This is a genomic window from Dechloromonas sp. A34 (genome assembly GCF_026261605.1).
In the GTDB taxonomy this organism is placed as follows: Bacteria; Pseudomonadota; Gammaproteobacteria; order Burkholderiales; family Rhodocyclaceae; genus Azonexus.
Window position 1 is genome coordinate 2,029,642 of sequence record NZ_CP102486.1, and the last position, 19,601, is coordinate 2,049,242.

At 63.0% G+C, this 19,601-nt stretch carries 15 protein-coding genes and 2 pseudogenes; 3 read left to right on the top strand and 14 right to left on the bottom strand.

The window, feature by feature from the left end; genetic code table 11:
* Positions 1–27 precede the first annotated feature (27 nt).
* The 7 genes and pseudogenes from NQE15_RS23850 to NQE15_RS10210 all read right to left on the bottom strand — a co-directional run.
* A pseudogene (locus tag NQE15_RS23850) lies at positions 28–210 on the bottom strand (hypothetical protein); the annotation flags it as partial.
* 100 nt (positions 211–310) lie between these two features.
* Positions 311–1,105 carry a pyruvate formate-lyase-activating protein gene (pflA, locus tag NQE15_RS10185; RefSeq protein ID WP_265949367.1) on the bottom strand — a complete coding sequence of 265 codons (795 nt, stop codon included), beginning with the start codon at positions 1,103–1,105 and terminating at the stop codon, positions 311–313.
* Positions 1,092–3,346 (bottom strand): annotated as a pseudogene (gene pflB, locus NQE15_RS10190) (formate C-acetyltransferase). The gene pflA and the pseudogene pflB overlap by 14 nt, the downstream one beginning before the upstream one ends.
* Positions 3,347–3,459: 113 nt before the next feature.
* Positions 3,460–5,274: a carbon starvation protein A gene (locus NQE15_RS10195; protein WP_265949369.1), complete on the bottom strand. Its 1,815-nt coding sequence runs from the start codon at positions 5,272–5,274 to the stop codon at positions 3,460–3,462.
* A 331-nt stretch (positions 5,275–5,605) separates the two neighbouring features.
* Positions 5,606–7,486 (bottom strand): potassium transporter Kup, encoded by a 1,881-nt coding sequence (locus NQE15_RS10200; protein WP_265949371.1) that lies wholly within the window; start codon positions 7,484–7,486, stop codon positions 5,606–5,608.
* A 10-nt stretch (positions 7,487–7,496) separates the two neighbouring features.
* Positions 7,497–8,189, bottom strand: a complete 693-nt coding sequence (gene kdpE, locus NQE15_RS10205; RefSeq protein ID WP_265949373.1) for a two-component system response regulator KdpE — start codon at positions 8,187–8,189, stop codon at positions 7,497–7,499.
* Positions 8,186–9,724, bottom strand: a complete 1,539-nt coding sequence (locus NQE15_RS10210; protein ID WP_265949374.1) for a DUF4118 domain-containing protein — start codon at positions 9,722–9,724, stop codon at positions 8,186–8,188. Before NQE15_RS10210 ends, kdpE begins: the two co-directional genes overlap by 4 nt.
* Before the next feature lie 263 nt (positions 9,725–9,987).
* Between NQE15_RS10210 and NQE15_RS10215 the strand changes: the two genes are divergently transcribed.
* The gene (locus NQE15_RS10215; protein WP_416336517.1) at positions 9,988–10,263 is read left to right on the top strand and encodes an HU family DNA-binding protein; all 276 of its coding nucleotides are present in this window, start codon (positions 9,988–9,990) and stop codon (positions 10,261–10,263) included.
* A 143-nt stretch (positions 10,264–10,406) separates the two neighbouring features.
* Here NQE15_RS10215 and NQE15_RS10220 read toward each other — a convergent pair whose 3' ends face one another.
* The 4 genes from NQE15_RS10220 to NQE15_RS10235 are packed head-to-tail and all read right to left on the bottom strand — an operon-like array spanning position 10,407 to position 14,137.
* Positions 10,407–11,141, bottom strand: coding sequence for a phosphoadenylyl-sulfate reductase (locus tag NQE15_RS10220; protein ID WP_265949378.1), 735 nt, complete (start codon positions 11,139–11,141; stop codon positions 10,407–10,409).
* A 9-nt stretch (positions 11,142–11,150) separates the two neighbouring features.
* Positions 11,151–11,660 carry a DUF934 domain-containing protein gene (locus NQE15_RS10225; protein ID WP_265949381.1) on the bottom strand — a complete coding sequence of 170 codons (510 nt, stop codon included), beginning with the start codon at positions 11,658–11,660 and terminating at the stop codon, positions 11,151–11,153.
* Positions 11,660–13,351 carry a nitrite/sulfite reductase gene (locus NQE15_RS10230; protein ID WP_265949383.1) on the bottom strand — a complete coding sequence of 564 codons (1,692 nt, stop codon included), beginning with the start codon at positions 13,349–13,351 and terminating at the stop codon, positions 11,660–11,662. The genes NQE15_RS10225 and NQE15_RS10230 overlap by 1 nt, the downstream gene beginning before the upstream one ends.
* 9 nt (positions 13,352–13,360) lie before the next feature.
* Entirely contained in the window at positions 13,361–14,137 is a 777-nt protein-coding gene (locus NQE15_RS10235) for a sulfite exporter TauE/SafE family protein (RefSeq protein WP_265950228.1), read from the bottom strand.
* An 82-nt stretch (positions 14,138–14,219) separates the two neighbouring features.
* Here NQE15_RS10235 and NQE15_RS10240 point away from each other — a divergent pair, with 82 nt between their 5' ends.
* Both NQE15_RS10240 and NQE15_RS10245 read left to right on the top strand, forming a co-directional pair.
* Positions 14,220–15,161: a CysB family HTH-type transcriptional regulator gene (locus tag NQE15_RS10240; RefSeq protein ID WP_265949385.1), complete on the top strand. Its 942-nt coding sequence runs from the start codon at positions 14,220–14,222 to the stop codon at positions 15,159–15,161.
* Between the two features lie 64 nt (positions 15,162–15,225).
* Positions 15,226–16,071: an HDOD domain-containing protein gene (locus tag NQE15_RS10245; protein WP_265949387.1), complete on the top strand. Its 846-nt coding sequence runs from the start codon at positions 15,226–15,228 to the stop codon at positions 16,069–16,071.
* Here the strand turns inward: NQE15_RS10245 and nosD are convergent, their stop codons facing one another.
* From nosD to NQE15_RS10260, 3 genes are all read right to left on the bottom strand, one after another.
* Positions 16,072–17,241, bottom strand: coding sequence for a nitrous oxide reductase family maturation protein NosD (gene nosD / locus NQE15_RS10250; RefSeq protein ID WP_265949389.1), 1,170 nt, complete (start codon positions 17,239–17,241; stop codon positions 16,072–16,074).
* Between the two features lie 147 nt (positions 17,242–17,388).
* Complete coding sequence (locus NQE15_RS10255) at positions 17,389–18,732, bottom strand: EAL and HDOD domain-containing protein (RefSeq protein ID WP_265949392.1); 1,344 nt, start codon at positions 18,730–18,732, stop codon at positions 17,389–17,391.
* A gap of 65 nt (positions 18,733–18,797) precedes the next feature.
* Positions 18,798–19,583: a peptidylprolyl isomerase gene (locus NQE15_RS10260; protein ID WP_265949395.1), complete on the bottom strand. Its 786-nt coding sequence runs from the start codon at positions 19,581–19,583 to the stop codon at positions 18,798–18,800.
* Positions 19,584–19,601 lie beyond the last annotated feature (18 nt).

Consider the following 19,601-nt stretch of genomic DNA (forward strand, 5'->3'; position numbering starts at 1 on the left):
GGTGCCGGCGGCGAATTTCTGGTCGAGATGAACCGGGTTGGTATTGCCGGAGACCGTGGCGAACAGCTCGATGTCATCCATGGTCAGTCGGCGCGACATGCTGGCCGACTGGCCAATCTCGATTTCGTCGAAGGGCACGTTGTCGGAACCGGCCGCCAGCGCCGGATTGTCGATGCACGGCTGGCCCGCGGCCAAGGAGGCGCCGGCCATCAGTTCGGAATTCAGACCGATTTTTGAAGCAAGTTCTGCTAACACGCTATTCTCCTGATACTCAATTGACACTGGTTGGCTGGTGCGCCGATGCTTGTTTTCAGTGCACCAGAAGGCCGGCTGCGCGAAATGTCGCGCGTGCCTGTTCAAGCGATTCTTCCGACGGCGGCTGGACGCGCTCCAGCCGGTAATCCAGGCCGCGATCCCGCCACTTGTGTTCGCCCAGCTTGTGGAAGGGCAGGACATCGACGCGCTCGACATTGCCCAGTCCGGCGGCGAAGGTTGCCAGGGACTCGATCTCATCGCGCTTGTCGGTCAGCCCCGGCACCAGCACGTAGCGCAGCCACACCGGCTTGTTGATCGCCGCCAGATCTTCCGCGAAGCGGATGGTCGGCTTCAGTTCGACGCCGGTCAGGGAGCGGAAGCGGCGCCCGGTAGCGGCCTTGATGTCGAGCAGCACGAGATCGACGTCGGCGAGCAAGGCGTCGTCCGCCAGGTGGCCCAGATACCCGGAAGTATCGAGCGCCGTGTGCAGGCCCAGTGCCTTGCAGCCATGCAGGACGGCCTTGCAGAAGGCGGGCTGCACCAGCGGTTCGCCACCGCTCAGCGTTACCCCGCCATTGGCCCGAATGAAACCGCGGTAGCTGGCGATGTCGGCCAGGACTTCTTCCACCGTGGTGAGCGTTCCATCCTGGCGATGCCAGGTATCGGGGTTGTGACAGTATTGGCAACGCAGCGGACAGCCGGACATGAACAGGACGTAGCGGATGCCCGGGCCGTCGGCCGTACCGAAGGTCTCGGTGGAATGCACCCAGCCCTCCAGTCCGGCCTGGCCGGCCGACACCGCGGAAGCGGTGACTGCCGGGCGAGCCGAAATCAGGTTAGTGGCTGGCATGGAAAGTACGGTTGATGACATCAAGCTGCTGCTCACGGGTCAGCTTGATGAAATTCACCGCGTAGCCGGAAACCCGGATCGTCAGTTGCGGATAGAGCTCGGGGTGGTCCATGGCGTGCACCAGCGTTTCGCGGTCGAAGACATTGACGTTGATGTGATGGCCATGCCCGGCGAAGTAGCCGTCGAGCAGGTTGGCCAGGTTGCTGACGCGTTCCTTTTCGGTGGGGCCGAGGGCGCTGGGCACGATGGTGAAGGTGTAGGAAATGCCGTCCTGCGAGCAGGTGTAGGGCAATTTGCAGACCGAAGCCATCGAGGCCAGGGCTCCCTTGTGATCGCGGCCGTGCATCGGGTTGGCGCCCGGCGCGAAGGGCTGGCCGGCCTTGCGGCCGTCCGGCGTATTGCCGGTCTTCTTGCCATAGACGACGTTCGAGGTGATGGTCAGCACCGACATGGTCGGCGTCGCATCGCGGTAGGCGCGCTGCTGCTGCAGGTAGCCCATGAAAGTTTCCACCGCCCAGGTCGCGATCGAATCGACGCGCTCGTCGTTGTTGCCGTAGGCCGGGTAGTCGCCGTCGATCGTGAAGTCGGTGGCCAGCCCGCGCTCGTCACGAATCACCGCGACCTTGGCGTAGCGCATGGCGGATAGCGAATCGGCGACCACCGAGAGGCCGGCGATGCCGCAAGCCATGGTGCGCAGGATGTCGCGGTCGTGCAGTGCCATTTCGATGCGCTCGTAGGCGTACTTGTCGTGCATGTAGTGGATGGCATTCAGCGACTTCATATAGACGCCGGACAGCCACTCCATCATCGGCAGGAACTTGCTGATCACTTCGTCGTAATCGAGCACATCGCCTGTGATAGGCGCGAATGCCGGCCCGACCTGCTCGCCGCTGATTTCGTCACGCCCGCCGTTGATGGCGTAGAGCATGGCCTTGGCGAGGTTGGCGCGGGCGCCGAAGAACTGCATCTGCTTGCCGATGCGCATGGCGGAGACGCAGCAGGCGATGCCGTAGTCGTCGCCCCAGTAGGGACGCATCAGGTCGTCGTTCTCGTACTGCACGGAACAGGTGTCGATCGAGGCCTTGGCGCAGAATTCCTTGAAACCCTGCGGCAGCTTTTCGGACCACAGCACGGTGAGGTTGGGTTCCGGGGCCGGGCCCAGGTTGTAGAGGGAATGCAGGACGCGGAAGCTGTTCCTGGTGACCAGCGGCCGGCCGTCTTCGCCGACCCCGCCGATCGATTCGGTGACCCAGGTCGGGTCGCCCGAGAACAGCTGGTCGTATTCCGGGGTGCGCAGGAAGCGGACGATACGCAGCTTGATCACCAGGTCGTCTATCATTTCCTGGGCTTTTTCCTCGCTGATCAGGCCGGCGGCCAGGTCACGCTCGAAGTAGATGTCGAGGAAGGTCGAGACGCGGCCGATCGACATCGCGGCGCCGTTCTGTTCCTTGACCGCGGCGAGATAGGCCAGGTAGGTCCATTGCACGGCTTCGCGGGCATTGCAGGCCGGGCGGCCGATGTCGCAACCGTACTTGGCGGCCATCTGCTTCAATTCGTCGAGGGCGCGGAATTGCTCGGAGATTTCTTCACGCAGGCGAATGACGCTCTCGCTGAACTCGGCGCTGTCCAGTTCGTGGAAGGAGGCCTTCTTGAAGGCGCGCAGGGCATCGATGCCGTAGAGCGCGACGCGGCGATAGTCGCCGATGATGCGGCCGCGGCCGTAGGCGTCAGGTAGGCCGGTCAAAATGGCCGACTTGCGGGCCTTCATGATTTCCGGCGAATAGACGTCGAAGACGCCGCTGTTATGGTCCTTGCGATACTTGCTCCAGATCTCGGAAACGATCGGGTCGATCTTGAAGCCGAAGGCTTCGAGGCCGCCCTCGACCATGCGCAGGCCGCCGTTCGGCATGATGGCGCGCTTCAGCGGGCGTCAGTCTGCAGGCCGACGATGATTTCCTTAGCCTGGTCGATGTAACCGGCATCGTGCGCGGTAATGCTCGAGGGGCGATCAACGGAGGCGTCGAGGACACCCTTCTGTTGTTCCTGCTTCAGCAATTCCTGGAGCTTGGCCCAGAGGGCAGTGGTGCGGGCCGTCGGGCCCTTGAGAAAGGAAGCGTCGCCGAGGTAGGGGGTGTAGTTGGCCTGGATGAAGCCGCGGACATCGACATTCTCCGACCATGCGCCGGCAGCGAAACCGGCCCATGGATCCTGACGACTGGCAATCTTGAATAATGCGTTCATTTGATGCTCCTGGAGGGTAAATCTGCTTGTGGCGTTGGATGCCCGGTCCGGATAGGTCCGGGTGTCCGCTTGTCCCGGAAACGGCCGGGTAGGCCGTTTCCGTTGCTTACGAGTCAGGCGGCGGATGGCAGCAGGGTCGGCGGGATGCTCGAGGATTCACCGCGGGCTTTCCACAACACGGCCCAGCGCTTCACCGAGGCGAACATGATGACCATGCCAAGAACCATCATCGACGAGGCGATCACCGCGTTGAACAGGTTGTAGCCCTTGGTGCCGGCAGCGAGATAGACGTTGGCGATCATCCAGTAACCGGCGTAATTCACCGTGACGAAGAGGTAGGCAAGCGGGATCAGGCAGGTCAGCGCATAGATCCGCTTCTTCGAGATGCGCATGATGATGGTGGCGCCGATCATCAGGCCAACCGAAGCCATCAACTGGTTGGAAACACCGAACAGCGCCCAGACCGAACTGATGTCGCCGGAGAGCAGCAGGTAACCCCAGAGCACGCAGGCAATGATGCTGGCGATAATCGCGGCCGGCATCGAATCAAGGCGCTTCATGGCCGGGAAGAAGTCTCCGAGCAGGTCCTGGATCAGGTAACGCGAGACCCGGGTGCCGGAATCGACGGCCGTCAGGATGAACACGGCTTCGAACATGATCACGAACTGGAAGAAGTAGGCGGCCAGATCGGAGAACCACGAGAGCTTGGTGAAGATGTAGGTCATGCCGACGGCAAGCGTCACGGCACCACCGGTACGACCGTAGAGGTCGATGCCCATCTTTTCGCTGAGTTCCGGCAGATCGACCACGGTCATGCCCAGGGTCTTGAAGACTTCCGGCGTCGAGTTGATGGCGAAGTAGTCAGCCGGATGCAGCGAGGTAGCGGCGATCAGGGCCATGACGGCAACCAGGCACTCGGCGAGCATGCCACCGAAGGCCACCGGACGAATGTCGCTCCACTTGTCGACCAGCTTGGGCGTGGTCCCAGAACCGATGAAGGCGTGGAAACCGGAGATGGCACCGCAGGCGATGGTGATCGAGATGAACGGCCAGACCGCACCCTTGAGGATCGGGCCGCCGCCATGGATGAACTCGGTCAGCGCCGGGAACTGGATGGTCGGGTTGATGAAGACGACACCGACGACCAGGGCGGCGAAGACACCGATCTTCATGAAACTGGAGAGGTAACCGCGCGGCGTCAGCAACATCCAGACCGGCAGGGCGGTGGCGAAGAAGGCGTAGACCGGCAGCAGCCAGCTCACCGTGGTCTTGTGCAGCGTCAGCCAGTCACCGAGCATCGTGCCCTGCAGGTGCGGGCCGACGGCAACCGAAGCCATGACGGCGGCGACGCCGACGTAGGTACCCCACTTCGAGGTACCGAAATAACGCTCATAAAGACCCAGCGCGATGGCGATCGGCACCGTCATGAAGACGGCGAAGGTGCCCCAGGCGTTGCGTTCCAGCGCATGGACCACGACGATCGACAGACCGGCCATGGTGATGGTGATGATGAACAGCATCGCAAGACCGGTACTCCAGCCGGCGACCGGCCCGAGTTCGGCCTTGGCGACTTCCGACAGCGATTTGCCCTGATGCTTCATGGAGGCGAAGAGGACGACGGTGTCGTGCACCGCGCCGCCGATCACAGCACCGACCAGCAACCAGATGAAGCCCGGCAGGTAGCCGAACTGCGCCGCCAGCACCGGACCGACCAGGGGGCCGGCCGCGGCGATCGCCGCAAAGTGTTGCCCGGCATTGACCCACTTCTTCGTGGGCACGTAATTCTTGCCATCCTGAAATTGATGCGATGGCGTTACTTCACTGTCGTCGGCAGCCAAGACCTTGCTAACAAAGAATATCCCGTAGATGCGATATGCGAGGGCAAGGACACAGACTGTTGCGATAACAAAATAGATCGCTTGGTCCATTTTAATCTCCTCAAGAGTCGTGAAAAATTGTTCACGGAATGCATCTTAGGAGCGGGCCAAACGGCTCTCCGGGATTTCCAGAGAGCGGCAGAAAGGCCGGGGCGAGCGGTCAATTTAGGGCAGCGAACGGGGGCGTTACTCGAGCAATCACGCTCGGCGCCACCGGGAAATGCCTTCGCCTAGCGGGCGGGCAACTGCCTGGAAATGTCCCCAACACCTTGGATAGAAGTTGAACAAAGGGCCACTGTGTTCAATGGTCCGCCGGGTATATCTTGTTTTGGCGGGTATTTTTCCCCGGCTGTCGCACAATCGCCTGGGGCATTCCTTCCCGTTACAGCACGACCTGCGAACCCAGTTCGACTACCCGGTTGGAGGGAATCCGGAAGAACGCCGTGGCGCTGCCGGCGTTGCGGAACATCGCGACGAAAATCAGGGCGCGCCAGTAGGCCATGCTCGAACCCAGCTTCGGAATCACTGTTTCGCGGCCGAGGAAGAACGAGGTGTCCATCATCTCCAGGTCGAGCCCGGCCTCCGCGCACAGGGCGAGGGCGGCCGGGATGTCCGGTTCATCCTTGAAGCCGTACTGCACGACAACCTGCGCGAAATTGTCGGCCAAACGATGGACCTCGACGCGGTCGACGGCGGGCACGTAGGGCACATCGAAGACCTTGACGCAGAGGATGATGACCTGCTCGTGCAGCGCCTTGTAGTGCTTGAGGCTGTGCAGCAGGGCATGCGGCACCGATTCCGGATCCTGTGCCATGAACACCGCCGTGCCCGGCACGCGGCCAACGCCGCCCTCGGCGATGCTGGCGATGAATGGCCGCAACTGCATCGCATCGGCTGCCAGGCGCTGGCTCAACAGTTCGCGACCGCGTTTCCAGGTGGTCAGCAGAATGAAGATGAGCAAGCCGAAAACCAGCGGGAACCAGCCGCCATCCGGAATCTTCACCGAGTTGGCGAGGAAGAAGCCGAGGTCGATGACGATGAAGGGCAAGGCGCCGAGTACGGCGCGCAGGGGGCTCCAGCCCCACAAGCGAGTCGCGACCGCGATAGCCAGGATGTTGGTGATCAGCATGGTGCCGGTGACCGCGATGCCGTAGGCCGCGGCGAGTTTTGAGGAGGAGCCGAATTCGACGACCAGGAGGATGATAGAAACGAGCAGCAACCAGTTGATGGCGGGCAGGTAGATCTGTCCCATTTCACGGTCCGAGGTGTGCTGGATCGCCAGGCGCGGCGTGTAGCCGAGCTGCATCGCCTGCTGGGTGATCGAGAAGGCGCCGGAGATGACCGCCTGCGAGGCGATGATGGTGGCTACAGTGGCCAGGATGACCAGCGGGTAGCGTCCCCATTCCGGCGCCAGCAGGTAGAAGGGGTTTTCCACGGCGCTCGGGTCGGAGAGCAGCAGGGCGCCCTGGCCGAAGTAGTTGATGAGCAGGGCGGGCAGGACATAGCCGAGCCAGGCGTACTGAATGGGGCGGGCCCCGAAGTGCCCCATGTCGGCATACAAGGCCTCGGCGCCGGTGATGCAGAGGACGACGGCGCCCAGGGCGAAGAAGCCGAGAACGGAATTGCCCAGCAGAAAGGCGACAGCATGGCGTGGATCGATCGCCATCAGGACCGCCGGATGCTCGATGATGGCCGCAGCGCCCAAGGCCGCGAGCACGGCAAACCAAAGAACCATGACCGGCCCGAACAAGGCACCGACACTGGCCGTGCCCCGCCGTTGAAAGGCGAACAGGCCGATTAGGATGGCCAGGGTAATCGGCAGGATGAAGGGTTTGAAGGCCGGGGTAATGATTTCCAGGCCCTCGACGGCCGAGAGCACCGAGATCGCCGGGGTGATCACGCCGTCGCCGTAGAACAGGGCGGCGCCGAACAGGCCGAGGGTGATCAGCAGTTTCTGCTGCCAGGTACCCGCTTTGCCGTTATGCAGCGCCAGGGTCATCAGGGCGATGATGCCGCCTTCGCCCTTGTTGTTGGCGCGCATGATGAAGGAGACGTACTTCAGCGTGACGACGATGATCAGCGACCAGAAGAACAGCGACAGGATGCCCAGCACATTCTCTGGGGTAATCGGTACCGGATGGTGGGCGCCGCCGAATACCTCCTTGATCGCGTAGAGCGGGCTGGTGCCGATGTCGCCATAAACGATGCCGAGGGCGGCCAGGGTCAGCGTCGCCAGACGCTTGTTGTCTTGTGGTTGCTGCATGTGATTTCTCTCAGGGCTGAAAGCGGTAACCGACGCCGGTTTCCGTCAAAAAATATTCTGGTTGCGTCGGGTTGTTCTCGAGTTTCTGGCGCAGGTGCCCGACGTATACGCGCAGGTAGTGGCTGCTCTCGATATAGGACGGCCCCCAGATTTCGCGCAGCAGGTTGCGCTGGGTCAGCACCTTGCCGGGCTGGCCGAGCAGCGCTGCCAGCAGCCGATACTCGATCGGCGTCAGATGAACCGGTTCGCCGGCGCGGCTGACCAGCCGGCGCGACAGATCGACGCTGACGTTCCCGAATTCAACCAGCGGCGAGGCCGCTTCGCCGCTCCGGCTGCGCCGGCGCAGCAGCGCCCGGACCCGGGCGCGGAGTTCGCCGACGCTGAAAGGCTTGGTCAGGTAGTCGTCGGCGCCGGCATCGAGGGCGTCGATCTTGTCGTTCTCCTGCGTGCGGGCCGAGAGAATCAGCACCGGCACATCGGACCAGCCGCGCAGGTCGCGGATCAGGTCGATGCCGTTGCCGTCGGGCAGACCGAGGTCGAGAATCAGCAGGTCGGGTTTCCGCGAGCCGGCCTCGATCAGGCCCTGGGCCATGGTTTCCGCCTCGGCGACCTGGCAGCCTTCTTCCTCGACGGCCAGGCGCACGAAGCGGCGAATCTGCTTCTCGTCCTCGATCACCAGTACCTTGGCGGCCGGCGCATTCATTGGGGCTCTGCCTCGACCAGCGGCGCCGTGCCCTTGGGCAGCGCGAAGCGGACGCAGCCGCCGCCTTGCGGTGTGTTATCGGCGCTGATTGCTCCGCCATGGGCTTCGACGATGGCCTTGCAGATGGCCAGCCCGAGCCCGCTCCCCGGCAGGCCCGAGGTGCCGGCTCCGCGGACGAACATCTTGAACAGGTCGTCGCCGCACTGGGCGGGGAAACCGGCGCCCTGGTCGGAAACCGTGACCTCGACCGTGTCGGCCATTTGGCTGGCGCGCAGTTCGATGGCTCCGCCCGGGGGCGAGTATTTGGCGGCATTTTCCAGCAGATTGCACAGGACGCGCTCGATGAGGACGGCATCGAAGTTCAGCAGCGGCAGCTCCGCCGGCAGGTCGACCTTGACCTGATGGCCGGCCAGCGCGCTGCCCAGCAGCTTGAGGCTGGTGCCGACCACTTCCTCCAGCGGCTGCCATTGGCGGCGCAGGGTCACCTCACCCGCATTCAGGCGCGCCATGTCGAGCAGATTGCCGACCAGGCCCGCCAGGCGGGCCGCCTGCTCGTGCAGGGCCTGGGCGGTTTCGAGGGCGGTCGGCGGCAGCGTCGGCTTGACCAGGAACAGGGAATCGGCCAGGCCGACCATTGCCGTCAGCGGGGTGCGCAGGTCGTGCGACAGCGCCGAGAGGATGGAACTGCGCAGGCGCTCGGTCAGCATCCTGACTTCGCTGGCTTGCGCCACCTCGACGTAATGCAGGCGTTCGACGGCGACAGCGATCAGCGAGGCCACGGTTTCGAGCAGCGACAGCGTGTCGGCGGAGGGCTCGGGCGAACTCTCGGCAAAGCGGATGGCCAGTACGCCGCGAATCCGCATCGAAGCCCGTAGCGGCAGGTAGAGCGGCGCATAACCCAGGCCGCTGATCTCGTCGCTACGCACCAGCTGCCCGCCTTCCAGTGCGACCAGGGCCAGGTGGGGCTCGATGAGCGGCGATTCGTCGCGGCTGACGGCGGCCAGGCCTTGTCCCTCTTCATCGGGCAGGAGGATGGCGGATTGCGCCGCCAGTTGCGTCCTGATGAAGCCCTGGGCGATCTCGGCGACCTGCCCGATGGTCAGCGTTCCGGCCAGTTGGCGGGCCAGCTGATACAGGGCCTGGGTCCGTTGCTCGCGGCGTTGCGATTCCTCTGCCCGTTGCCGCAGTCCGGCCGCGAGATGGGCGGTGATCAGCGCGGTCATCAGCATGACCGCAAAAGTCACCAGATACTGGATGTTGCTGACCGCCAATGAAAAGCGCGGAGGAACGAAAAAGATGTCGAACAGCAGAACGCTGAGGATCGAAGCCAGGATCGCTGCATTGCGCCCGAGTTTCACCGCCACCAGCAGGACGGTGAGCAGGAACAGCATGACGATGTTGGCGAGGTCGAGGTAGCCGAGCAGTGGTGTGGCAACGATGGTCGTGCCGACACAGGCAAGAATGGCCAGCAACGAACGCCGGGTTGGCGTCAGTTGGGCCGGGCTGCCCGTCAGCAATGAGGCCTTGTCTTCCATGTCGCGTTTCCGATGCCCTGATAGCCACAGACTAGGCTACCCGGTGTAAAAACGCTGACCATTCTGGCGAGCCCGGCGTAAAAATGTCGTAAAGATTCAAGCGGCCTTGTCGTCATCTGGCGGGCAGTTTTGTGACCCAAGGCGGAGCGATCAATCGATGCCGGGGATATCTGTTTCAGGCCCGTTGGTCTGCCGGGCACCGTCATGGCGCTTGCCGAAAACGCTCAAAGAAGGATAATCGCGCCCCTTTACCGGAGAGCACCATGAACAAATCGGAACTAATTGATGCCATCGCTGCGGAAGCTGAAATCAGCAAGGCTGATGCCGCCAAGACGCTGGACGCATTCGTCAACACCATTACCAACGCCGTTGCCAGCGGCGACTCTGTTGCGCTGATCGGTTTCGGTAGCTTCAAGGCATCGGCCCGCGCCGCACGCACCGGCAAGAACCCGAAGACCGGCGAGCCCCTGGAAATCGCGGCGACGACGGTTCCCAAATTTACCCCGGGCGCCACCTTCAAGGCAGCTGTCGCCAAGTAATCCGGTCTTCCACCCAGGAAGCCCGATGCAAAAAGCCCCCTGGTGTTGGATGCCGGGGGGCTTCTTGTTTTTGCGGTGCCGATTTGGCACCTCCTGCCGGAGCGGCCGGCTTGCGCAGCTAGCCGGCGCTGAAACCCAGCGTGTCAGGCCTTGACATGCAGCCCGCACTCCTTGGATTCGGGATTCTCCCACCACCAGCGCCCGGAGCGGACGTCCTCGCCGAGGCTGATGGCGCGCGTGCAGGGGGCACAGCCGATGCTGGGATAGAACTTGTCGTGCAGCGCGTTGTAGGGCACGCCGTTCTGCTTGATGTAGGTCCAGACTTCCTTTTCCGACCAGTCGGCGAGCGGGTTGAATTTTTCCAGTCGGTTACCGTCGTCGTACTCGCGAGTCGGCAGGCCGACGCGGGTCGCCGCCTGCTGGGCGCGCAGGCCGGTGATCCAGGCCTTCTTGCCGGCCAGGGCGCGTTGCAACGGTTCGACCTTGCGCACGTAGCAGCAGGCCTTGCGCAGTTCGATCGATTCGTAGAATGCGTTGATCCCATTGCTGCGCACGAAGTTCTCGACACCTGCACTCTGCGGGAAATAGACCTTGAGCTTGAGGCCGTAGTGCTGCTGCACGGCGGCCATCAGGTCATAGGTTTCGAGCGGCAGGCGGCCGGTGTCGAGGCTGAAGATTTCGATCGGCTTGGCCGGCGAGTTTGCGTTGAACTTCGCGATCAGGTCGGTCAGCACCATGTCCTCGGCGCCCAGGCTGTTGGCGAAGGTGGCGGGCGACCAGTCGGCGGCGATGTCGGCGAGCAGGGCTTGCGCGGCGATGGTCTTGGTGGCGACGCTGGCGGTCAGTTCGGGGGTGATATTGAGCAGGCTCGGGGTCATCGGAAAATCTCAGGCGCGGCGGCGGAAATAGGGTTGCGGCTGGCTGGTCGAGGCCTGGTAGCCGTCGCTGAAGCTGGAGAAACCGGCTTGCAACGCATGGACTACATCCTTGCCATCCTTCAGGGCGTAGCTGTCGAAGCCGACGCGACGCATGAAGAACAACTGGTCGTGCAGCACGTCGCCGACGGCGCGCAGTTCGCCCTGATAGCCGTAGCGCTGGCGCAGCAGGCTGGCCGTCGAGTAGCCCCGGCCATCGACGAATTTCGGGAAGTCGACGGCGATGACGATGAAGTAGTCGAGGTCGGCGGCGACGTCCTCGACACGATCATCGCTATTCAGCAGCAGGCCGATGCGTTTGTGGCGGGAGATGATCTCGGCCTTGCGCGTCTGCCAGACGGCAAACGGGAAGATGATGTCGCCGTCGGGGAGCGCCACGCTTTCCGGGGTTTCGCCTTCGGCCAGTTCCAGGGTTTTCCAGGTGTCGGCCGTCACGGCATTGTTCTTGATCAGTTGAGCCATTATGCGGCCTCCGTTTGTGCCGCCTTGGCCTTGCCATGGGCGCGGCCTTCGTAGACGAGGTTCTTGAAGGGGTCGATGCCGATGCGGTCGAAAGTGTCGAGGAAGCGCTCGTCGGCATGGCGGTTGTCGAGGTAGACCTTGATGATCTTCTCGACGACGTCCGGCATTTCCTCTGCCGAGAAGGAGGGGCCGATCACCTTGCCGAGGCGCGCGTCATTGCCCTGGCGGCCGCCCAGCGTCACCTGGTAGAACTCGGCCTCGTTCTTGTCGACGCCGAGCACGCCGATGTGGCCGACGTGGTGGTGGCCGCAGGCGTTCATGCAGCCCGAGATGTTGAGGTCGATCTCGCCGATGTCGAACAGGTAGTCGAGGTCGTCGAAGCGGGCCTGGATGGCGTTGGCGATGGGAATCGACTTGGCGTTGGCGAGATCGCAGAAATCGCCGCCCGGGCAGCAGATGATGCCGGTCAGCAGGCCGATGTTGGGGGTTGCCAGGCCGGCGCCCTTGGCGGTCAGCCAGAGGGCGTAGAGATGGGCTTCCTGGACGTCGGCGAGGATGATGTTCTGTTCGTGCGAGATGCGCAGTTCGCCGAAGCTGAAGTGGTCGGCGAGGTCGGCGACGATTTCCATCTGGTCGGCGGTGATGTCGCCCGGGGCGACGCCGTGCTGCTTGAGCGACAGGGTCACGGCGCGATAGCCGGCGACCCGGTGCGGATGCGTGTTGCGCTCCAGCCAGCGGGCGAAGGCCGGATTGTCCTGGCGGTGCTGGGCAAAAGAGGCGTCCTCGCCGGCCACCTGGGCATAGGCCGGGGCCGTGAAGTGGGCGGCGACGCGGTCGTATTCGGCCTGGGTCAGCGTGGCCGGGCCGTCCTTGCCGTGAGCCCATTCTTCTTCGACCAGTTGGCTGAAGGCTTCGACGCCGAGCGCCTGGACCAGAATCTTGATGCGCGCCTTGTAAGCGTTGTCGCGCCGGCCCTGGCGGTTGTAGACGCGGAGGATGGCCTCGCAATAGGTCAGCAGGTGTTGCCAGGGAAGGAATTCGCGGACGATCTGGCCGCGGATCGGGGTGCGGCCGAGGCCGCCGCCGACGATGACCGTGAAGCCGGTCTCGCCATTGACTTCCTTGAGATGCAGGCCGATGTCGTGGAACCAGGTGACGGCGCGGTCTTCGCGGGTGCCCGAAATGGCGATCTTGAACTTGCGCGGCAGGAAGGCGAATTCCGGGTGGAAGGTCGTCCATTGGCGGAGGATTTCGGCCAGCGGCCGCGGGTCGATCACCTCGTCGGCGGCGACGCCGGCGAACTGGTCGGTGGTGATATTGCGCAGGCAGTTACCGGAAGTCTGGATGGCATGCATGTCGACCTCGGCCAAGTGGCCGAGAATGTCCGGGCAATCCTCAATCTTCGGCCAGTTGAACTGGCAGTTGTGGCGCGTCGAAAAATGGCCGTAGCCGCGGTCGTAGGTGCGGGCAACGAAAGCCAGCTTGCGCAACTGGGCGGTATTCATCATGCCGTAGGGCACGGCGATGCGCAGCATCGGGGCGTGGCGCTGGACGTAGAGGCCGTTCTGCAGGCGCAGCGGGCGGAACTCGTCGCCGGTCAGCTCGCCGCTCTGCCAGCGACTGACCTGGTCACGAAATTGCTCGACGCGCTCGTTGATCAGCTGGCGGTCGATGGCATCGTATTTGTACATGGTGTTTCCTTAAGCAAAGACCAGCTTGCCACCGATGAGGATGAGCATCGAGGCGAGAAAGCGGCGAAGAATGTGTTCCGGCACCTTGGCCGAAATCTGGGTACCGAGCCAGATGCCGGGCAGCGAACCGAGCAGCAGACTGCCAAGCAGTGCCCAGTCGACGCCGCCCATGGCCCAGTGACCGAGACCGGCGACCAGGGTCAGCGGCACCGCGTGGGCGACATCCGATCCGACAATCTTGACCGGGGATAGTTTCGGGTAGAGGAAGAAGAGCGCAGCAACGCCCAGGGCGCCGGCGCCGACCGAGGAAATGGTGACCAGGACGCCGAGAATGGCGCCGACGGCGACGGTGATCTTGCCCAGGCAGCACTGGCGCAGCGGCGAATCCTCATGGCGGCTGGCGTAGTCGCGCAGCTTGCGACCGAAGAGGATGGCGATGGCGGTCAGCAGCAGGGCGAAGCCGAGGCCGTGCGAAATCACGGCACCAATTGCATTGCTGCCCTTGGGCAGTTGCGACAGGACCCACAGCGTGATGGCGGCGGCCGGGATGCTGCCCAGCGCCAGGCGGCCGGTGATCGACCAGTCGATATGCCCTTTCTTGCCGTGCGCCACGGTGCCGCCGGCCTTGGTTAGCGCCGCGTAGAGCAGGTCGGTGCCGACCGCGGTGGCGGGGTTGATGCCGAAGACCAGCACCAGCAGCGGTGTCATCAGCGAGCCGCCACCGACGCCGGTGAGGCCGACGATGGCGCCGACGGCAAAGCCCGAGAGGGTATAGAGATAATCCATGGCAGGCATGCTAACAGCGGCTATTTGAAACAAAAAGAATATTGAGTTAGATTGTTATATCGATACGTTATTAGTGGCCGCCATGAAACTTCAGCAACTGCGTTACATCGTTGAAATCCAGCGCCAGGGGCTGAACGTGTCCGAGGCGGCCGAATCGCTCTACACCTCGCAGCCGGGCATCTCCAAGCAGGTCAAGCTGCTTGAGGACGAATTGGGCATCTCGATCTTCGAGCGCAGCGGCAAGCGCTTCACCGGCGTCACAGAACCGGGCAAGGCGGTGCTGGCGATTGCCGAACGCATTCTGCGCGAGGCGGAAAACCTCAAGCGGGCGAGCGCCGAGTTTGCCACCGGCGATTCCGGTCGGCTGGTCCTGGCGGCTACCCATACCCAGGCGCGCTATGCACTGCCGGTCGTGGTCCGCGACTTCGTTGCCCAGCATCCGACCGTCAAGCTGGAGATGCATCAGGGCAGTCCGATCCAGATCGCCGAATGGGTGGTGGCTGGCGAGGCGGATATCGGGATTGCCACCGAATCGCTCGACCAGTATCCACAGTTGGTTACGCTGCCGGTGCGCCAGTGGAGCCATTGCGTGATCGCTCCGGAAGGCCATCCCATCCTGAAATCCCTGCCGCTGTCGCTGAACGAACTGGTCAAGTGGCCGCTGATTACCTATGACTCGGCGTTTACCGGCCGCTCGCGGATCAACCGCGCCTTCGAGCGCATCGACGCGCACCCCAATGTTGCGTTGACCGCCCTCGACGCCGACGTGATCAAAACCTATGTCAGTCTGGGTCTCGGCCTCGGCATCATCTCGGCGCTCGCCTTCGATGCCCAGCGCGACAGCGGCCTGGTGGCGCTCGATGCCTCGCACCTGTTCGAATCCAATACCACCCGCCTCGCCCTGCGCCGCGGGACTTACCTGCGCCGCTACGACTACGATCTGATTACCCTGTTCGCCCCGCATCTGTCGAAGCGGGTGGTCGAAATGGCCATGCAGGGCGGTGGGGATGCTTATCAACTATGACTTTGGTCAAGTTTTGAATAGCATTGCTGCGGTCTAATAATCACAATCGGCCCGGGGGTTTCTGATGAATGCAGTGAGCGACGAGACGCAGTTGGAAAGAATGCTGAATGGGGTGGATATTCCGCCCTGTCCGGCCGTTCTGATCGAGATTGATGCCGAACTGAGGAAGGAAGCGCCGGATCAACGCGAGATTGCGCGTCTGATCAGCAAGGATGTGGCACTTTCCGGTCATGTCATGCTGATTGCCAATTCACCTGCTTTTTCCACCGGGCACAAATTGGGTTCCATCATCCAGGCGCTCAATGTGTTGGGTACCCGCCAGGTTTTCAATCTGGTCGTTTCGCAATTGCTGAAAATTGCGTTGTCCGGCAAACCGGAAGTGCCGATGGACCGTTTCTGGGAGTCCTCGGCCCAGACCGCCCGGGTTTCGGCCGAATTGGCCAAGCGACTGTGCTGCGTTCGGCCGGATGTTGCCTATACCTTCGGCCTCTTTCACGATTGCGGCATTCCGCTGCTCATGAAGCGCTTCCCGCAAACCCGGGACGTATTGGCAGAGGCCAATGCTTCCGAGGAACTGACCTTTACCCAGGTCGAGGAACGCCATCTTGGCACTAATCATGCTGTGGTCGGTTATTTCCTGGCCCGCCGTTGGCATTTGCCGGCCGACGTTACCGAGGCGATCCTGCATCATCACGATTACTCGGTGCTCGGCGAGTCCGGAACAGCCTCCCAGACGGTGCGCGCCCTGATCGCGGTGTCGGTGCTGGCCGATCACATCAGCCGCCTGCATGCCCAGGGTAATGGCGAGCAGGAATGGGCCAAGGCGGCGCCGGTCGCCTGCCAGTTCTTCGGCCTGTCGCTGGGCGCGGTCGATGACCTGATCGAGGATGCCCTCGAGTGGCTGGCCTGATCAGCGTTTGAGGCGCGGCGCCGGGTCGCGCAGGATGAGGGTCGGCACCGAAAACGGTGCCAGTCGTTCGAGAAAGTCCAGCAGCTCGAGCACCGGCGAGTTGCGAAAGAACTTGGCGGCCGGCGTCTCGATCCAGATCCGGTCGGCCCAGGCATAGCGCTCATGGGGCTGGTCGCCGATCCCGTCGGCGTTGCGGTCGAAACCCTCGTAATCGTCCCAGCTGTTGCCGATCCAGCTATCGTTGGTCGGATCGCCTTCGCCGACGGTGCTGACCGGCCACAGGTTGCTGCGGAAGGTGTTGCCGAGGGCGATGTGACTGCCCCGCACGCCGTAGAAATGGATGCCGGTGACGTTGTGGGCGATCAGATTATCGATGAAGACAATGCGGTTGAGCGGATGGGTCGACGAGTCGGCCATGATGCCGTGGGCGCAATGCACGATCTCGTTGCCCTCGACCAGCGCTGCAGAGGTCTCCTTGAGGGCGATGCCGGCACCGGAGGCTTCCATCGCGTGCAGAATGCGGTTGCGGCGGATGATCAGACCATCCGAGTTGAGCGCAGTGATGCCGGTCGAGTTGTGCTCGAACAGGTTGTCGGCAACCAGGCTGCGATGGGCAAACAGGAAGTTCAGGGCCCGTCGGCTGCCACGGATCGTATTGCCGGTGAAGCGGTTGTGCGGTGAGTTGCTGACCGTGACATCACGCATCTGGGCGATATCGTTGTCTTCGATGCGGTTGCCGGTGCTGTACCAGAGACGCAGGCCGTCGCCGCGGTCGGCGACATCGACCGGGCGCGAGCGGATGCGGTTGCGGCGTACGACGCTATCGGTGCTCCGGTGCAGCGAGATGCCGAACAGGACGTCCTCGATCACGTTGTTTTCGATCAGCAGCCGGCTGCCTTCGGCCATCAGCCCGCTGTCCAGCTGGTCATGCGAGTCGCCGCTGCCGCGCAAGGTCAGGCCGCGCAGGGTGACGTCGTCGGCCCGGACAGTCAGGACGCTGCCCCGGCCGCCGGCATCGATCACGACCTTGCCGCCGCCTTCCAGGGTCAGCGGCTTGCTGATTGTCGCCGGCCCTTGATAGGTACCCGGCGGCAGGCGGATGGTGGCCCCCGGCAAAGCCGTGTCGAGCCAGGGCTGCAGCGGGGTGGCGGCCGGCGCGGGGGTATCCAAGCGAGGCTGGCGAGGATGAGCAGGCAGACGGGTTTCATCGTGCCTGCATTTAGTCAGGTCGCCGCCGATCCGGCATCGACCTGGATCAATTTTTGCGGCTATTCTGCGGATTTTTTGCGTTGACCGTGCCGGTCCTCGGGTTACGGCCTACTCCCAATGTTCCGTGACTTCGCTGGCCCAGGCCGTTGCCGCAAGCAGGGCGCGGTTGACGGCATCCGGTTTGGCACCCGCAACCTGGGCGGTAATTTCCATCCGCTCCAGATCGAAGGCATCACTGGCATCGGCGACATCGAGCAGGGCGGCATAGGGGCCGCGCCGTTCAAGCAGCGCGGCGCGCACGTCGTCGGACAAGGGCATGTCGTCGAGAATCTCGGCCAGCGGGCGGCGCAGCAGGCGATCGAGGCAGGAGAAGATGCCGGTCAGGAATAAGGGATCGGCGGGATGGCCGGGCATCAGTTGCTTGCCCAGCACTTCCATCAGTCGGCCACGGGTCAGCGCGCTTTCAACCAGCAGCCAGTCGCCAAAGCCGGGGTCGCGGACCGAGAACAGCAAAACGGAGAGCCAGCGGGTCAGCCGCTGCCGGCCTAGAATGATCAGCGCCTGGCCCAGCGAGTCGATGCGGTGGTCGAGGCCGAGTGCGGCCGAGTTCAGATAGCGCAGGATGCGGAAGGCGAGCAGCGGATCCTGTTTCATCGCCTCGGCGATTTCAACCGTCTCGGCTTCGCCCTGCACCAGGCGCAGCAGGTTGAGCAACTGCACCTTGTGTGGGTCGGCGCCGGCGTCATCCGTGCGGCGGGGCGAGGCGGCGGCGAACGGACCATGGAAGTAGTCGAAATGCCATTGATGGCAGAATCGATGGTCGTCAATCGAATCGATATTGCTGCCGAACAGATGGATCGGGTGCGACTTTTCGCTGGCCCGAAATGCTGCCGAAAAGTCGCGGATGGTGTTGGCCTCGTTACTGCCGACATCGATCGCACCATAGTCGGCGAGCAGGATGGCGCCGGTGAAGGCGAGATTTTTCGGTTGCCGGAAGATGCCGATCGCCAGGCCGCGTTCGCGGAGGGCTTCAAGGCGGGGGCAAAGCTTGTCGGCTTCGGCTTCGTCGGCCAACTGGATGAGCAGCACTACATTCGTGGTTTTCAGCTGGTCGATGGCCGGCAGATCGAGGCTGGCTGAGCTCAGCGGAATGAAGGCCAGGCTGGTGTTCCAGCTGTCCTGGCTGGCATTCAGCGTATCGAGCAGGATGCGATCGAACTGGCGCTGACGCAGTCCCTGGGCGTTGGCGAGCGTGGTCGAGCCGCGCAGATAAAAGAGGTGTCCTGCCAGTCGATTCTTGCGGTCGAAGACGGCTTCCCGGTAGAGAAATGCCGAGTTGTCGCTGGAGTCTACTGGCGCGGCGGCTTCCGGTAGCGGGCCAGGGGCCGGGGTCGGGGCGTTATCGACGTCTTTCGGCTTGCCGCCAAACAGGTTTTTCAGGCTGCTGAACAAGGTGATTTCCCTCAAAATGAAAATGCCCACCATGAGGTGGGCATTCTCGCACGGCTGGCCGATGCTTAGTTTACTTTGGCCTTGGTCCGCAAATCCTTGACCAGCTGTTCGACCTGTTGCTGGCTGGCGCGTTGCTGCAGTTGCGGTTTGACCTGCTCGTACGGCGGCGGCGTCATCGGGCGGGAGTCGTCGAGTTGAATGACGTGGTAGCCGAAATCGGACTTGACCGGGGCCTTGGTGTATTCGCCCTTCTTCAGCTTGGTCAGCGCTTCGCCGAACGGCTTGACGTAGGTGGCCGGGGAGCTCCAGCCGAGTTCGCCGCCCTTGTCCTTGGAGCCCGGATCCTTCGACTGCTTGGCCAGTTCGGAGAATTTTTCGCCCTTTTCAAGCTTGGCGATGATCGCCTTGGCGTCGTCTTCCTTGTCGACCAGCACATGGCGGGCCTTGTATTCGGTGCTGCCGAGGTTGGTCTTGATGGCTTCGTATTCGGCCTTCAGGCGGTCTTCGCTGATCGGGTGGGCCTGCACGTAGTCGGTCAGGAAGGCGCGGATCAGCACGGCCTGCTTGGCCAGTTCGATCTGTCCGGGAACCGTGCCCTTCTTGTCCAGGCCCTTCTTCTTGGCTTCCTGGGCGAGCAGTTCGCGACGAATCAGCTCTTCCTTGACGGCACCTTGCAGTTCGGCATTGTCCGGGGCGCCCTGCGCCTTCTGTTCGGAAACAAAGGCGTCATAGACCGACTGCGGAATGGCCTGGCCATTGACGGTGGCGACCGCCTTGCTCTGTGCGAAGGCCGGGGCGGAAATGATGGTGCCGGCAAGCAGCAGGGCGGCCAGGCGGGAAATGTTATGCATATGCTTGATCCTTCGGGG

What these genes read in the sequence shown, in the direction of transcription:
- pflA (WP_265949367.1), bottom strand. Translation starts at nt 1,105, where the DNA reads ATGCCAGCCACTAACCTGATTTCGGCTCGCCCGGCAGTCACCGCTTCC.
- NQE15_RS10195 (WP_265949369.1), bottom strand. Translation starts at nt 5,274, where the DNA reads ATGGACCAAGCGATCTATTTTGTTATCGCAACAGTCTGTGTCCTTGCC.
- NQE15_RS10200 (WP_265949371.1), bottom strand. Translation starts at nt 7,486, where the DNA reads ATGCAGCAACCACAAGACAACAAGCGTCTGGCGACGCTGACCCTGGCC.
- kdpE (WP_265949373.1), bottom strand. Translation starts at nt 8,189, where the DNA reads ATGAATGCGCCGGCCGCCAAGGTACTGGTGATCGAGGACGAGAAGCAG.
- NQE15_RS10210 (WP_265949374.1), bottom strand. Translation starts at nt 9,724, where the DNA reads ATGGAAGACAAGGCCTCATTGCTGACGGGCAGCCCGGCCCAACTGACG.
- NQE15_RS10215 (WP_416336517.1), top strand. Translation starts at nt 9,988, where the DNA reads ATGAACAAATCGGAACTAATTGATGCCATCGCTGCGGAAGCTGAAATC.
- NQE15_RS10220 (WP_265949378.1), bottom strand. Translation starts at nt 11,141, where the DNA reads ATGACCCCGAGCCTGCTCAATATCACCCCCGAACTGACCGCCAGCGTC.
- NQE15_RS10225 (WP_265949381.1), bottom strand. Translation starts at nt 11,660, where the DNA reads ATGGCTCAACTGATCAAGAACAATGCCGTGACGGCCGACACCTGGAAA.
- NQE15_RS10230 (WP_265949383.1), bottom strand. Translation starts at nt 13,351, where the DNA reads ATGTACAAATACGATGCCATCGACCGCCAGCTGATCAACGAGCGCGTC.
- NQE15_RS10235 (WP_265950228.1), bottom strand. Translation starts at nt 14,137, where the DNA reads ATGGATTATCTCTATACCCTCTCGGGCTTTGCCGTCGGCGCCATCGTC.
- NQE15_RS10240 (WP_265949385.1), top strand. Translation starts at nt 14,220, where the DNA reads ATGAAACTTCAGCAACTGCGTTACATCGTTGAAATCCAGCGCCAGGGG.
- NQE15_RS10245 (WP_265949387.1), top strand. Translation starts at nt 15,226, where the DNA reads ATGAATGCAGTGAGCGACGAGACGCAGTTGGAAAGAATGCTGAATGGG.
- NQE15_RS10260 (WP_265949395.1), bottom strand. Translation starts at nt 19,583, where the DNA reads ATGCATAACATTTCCCGCCTGGCCGCCCTGCTGCTTGCCGGCACCATC.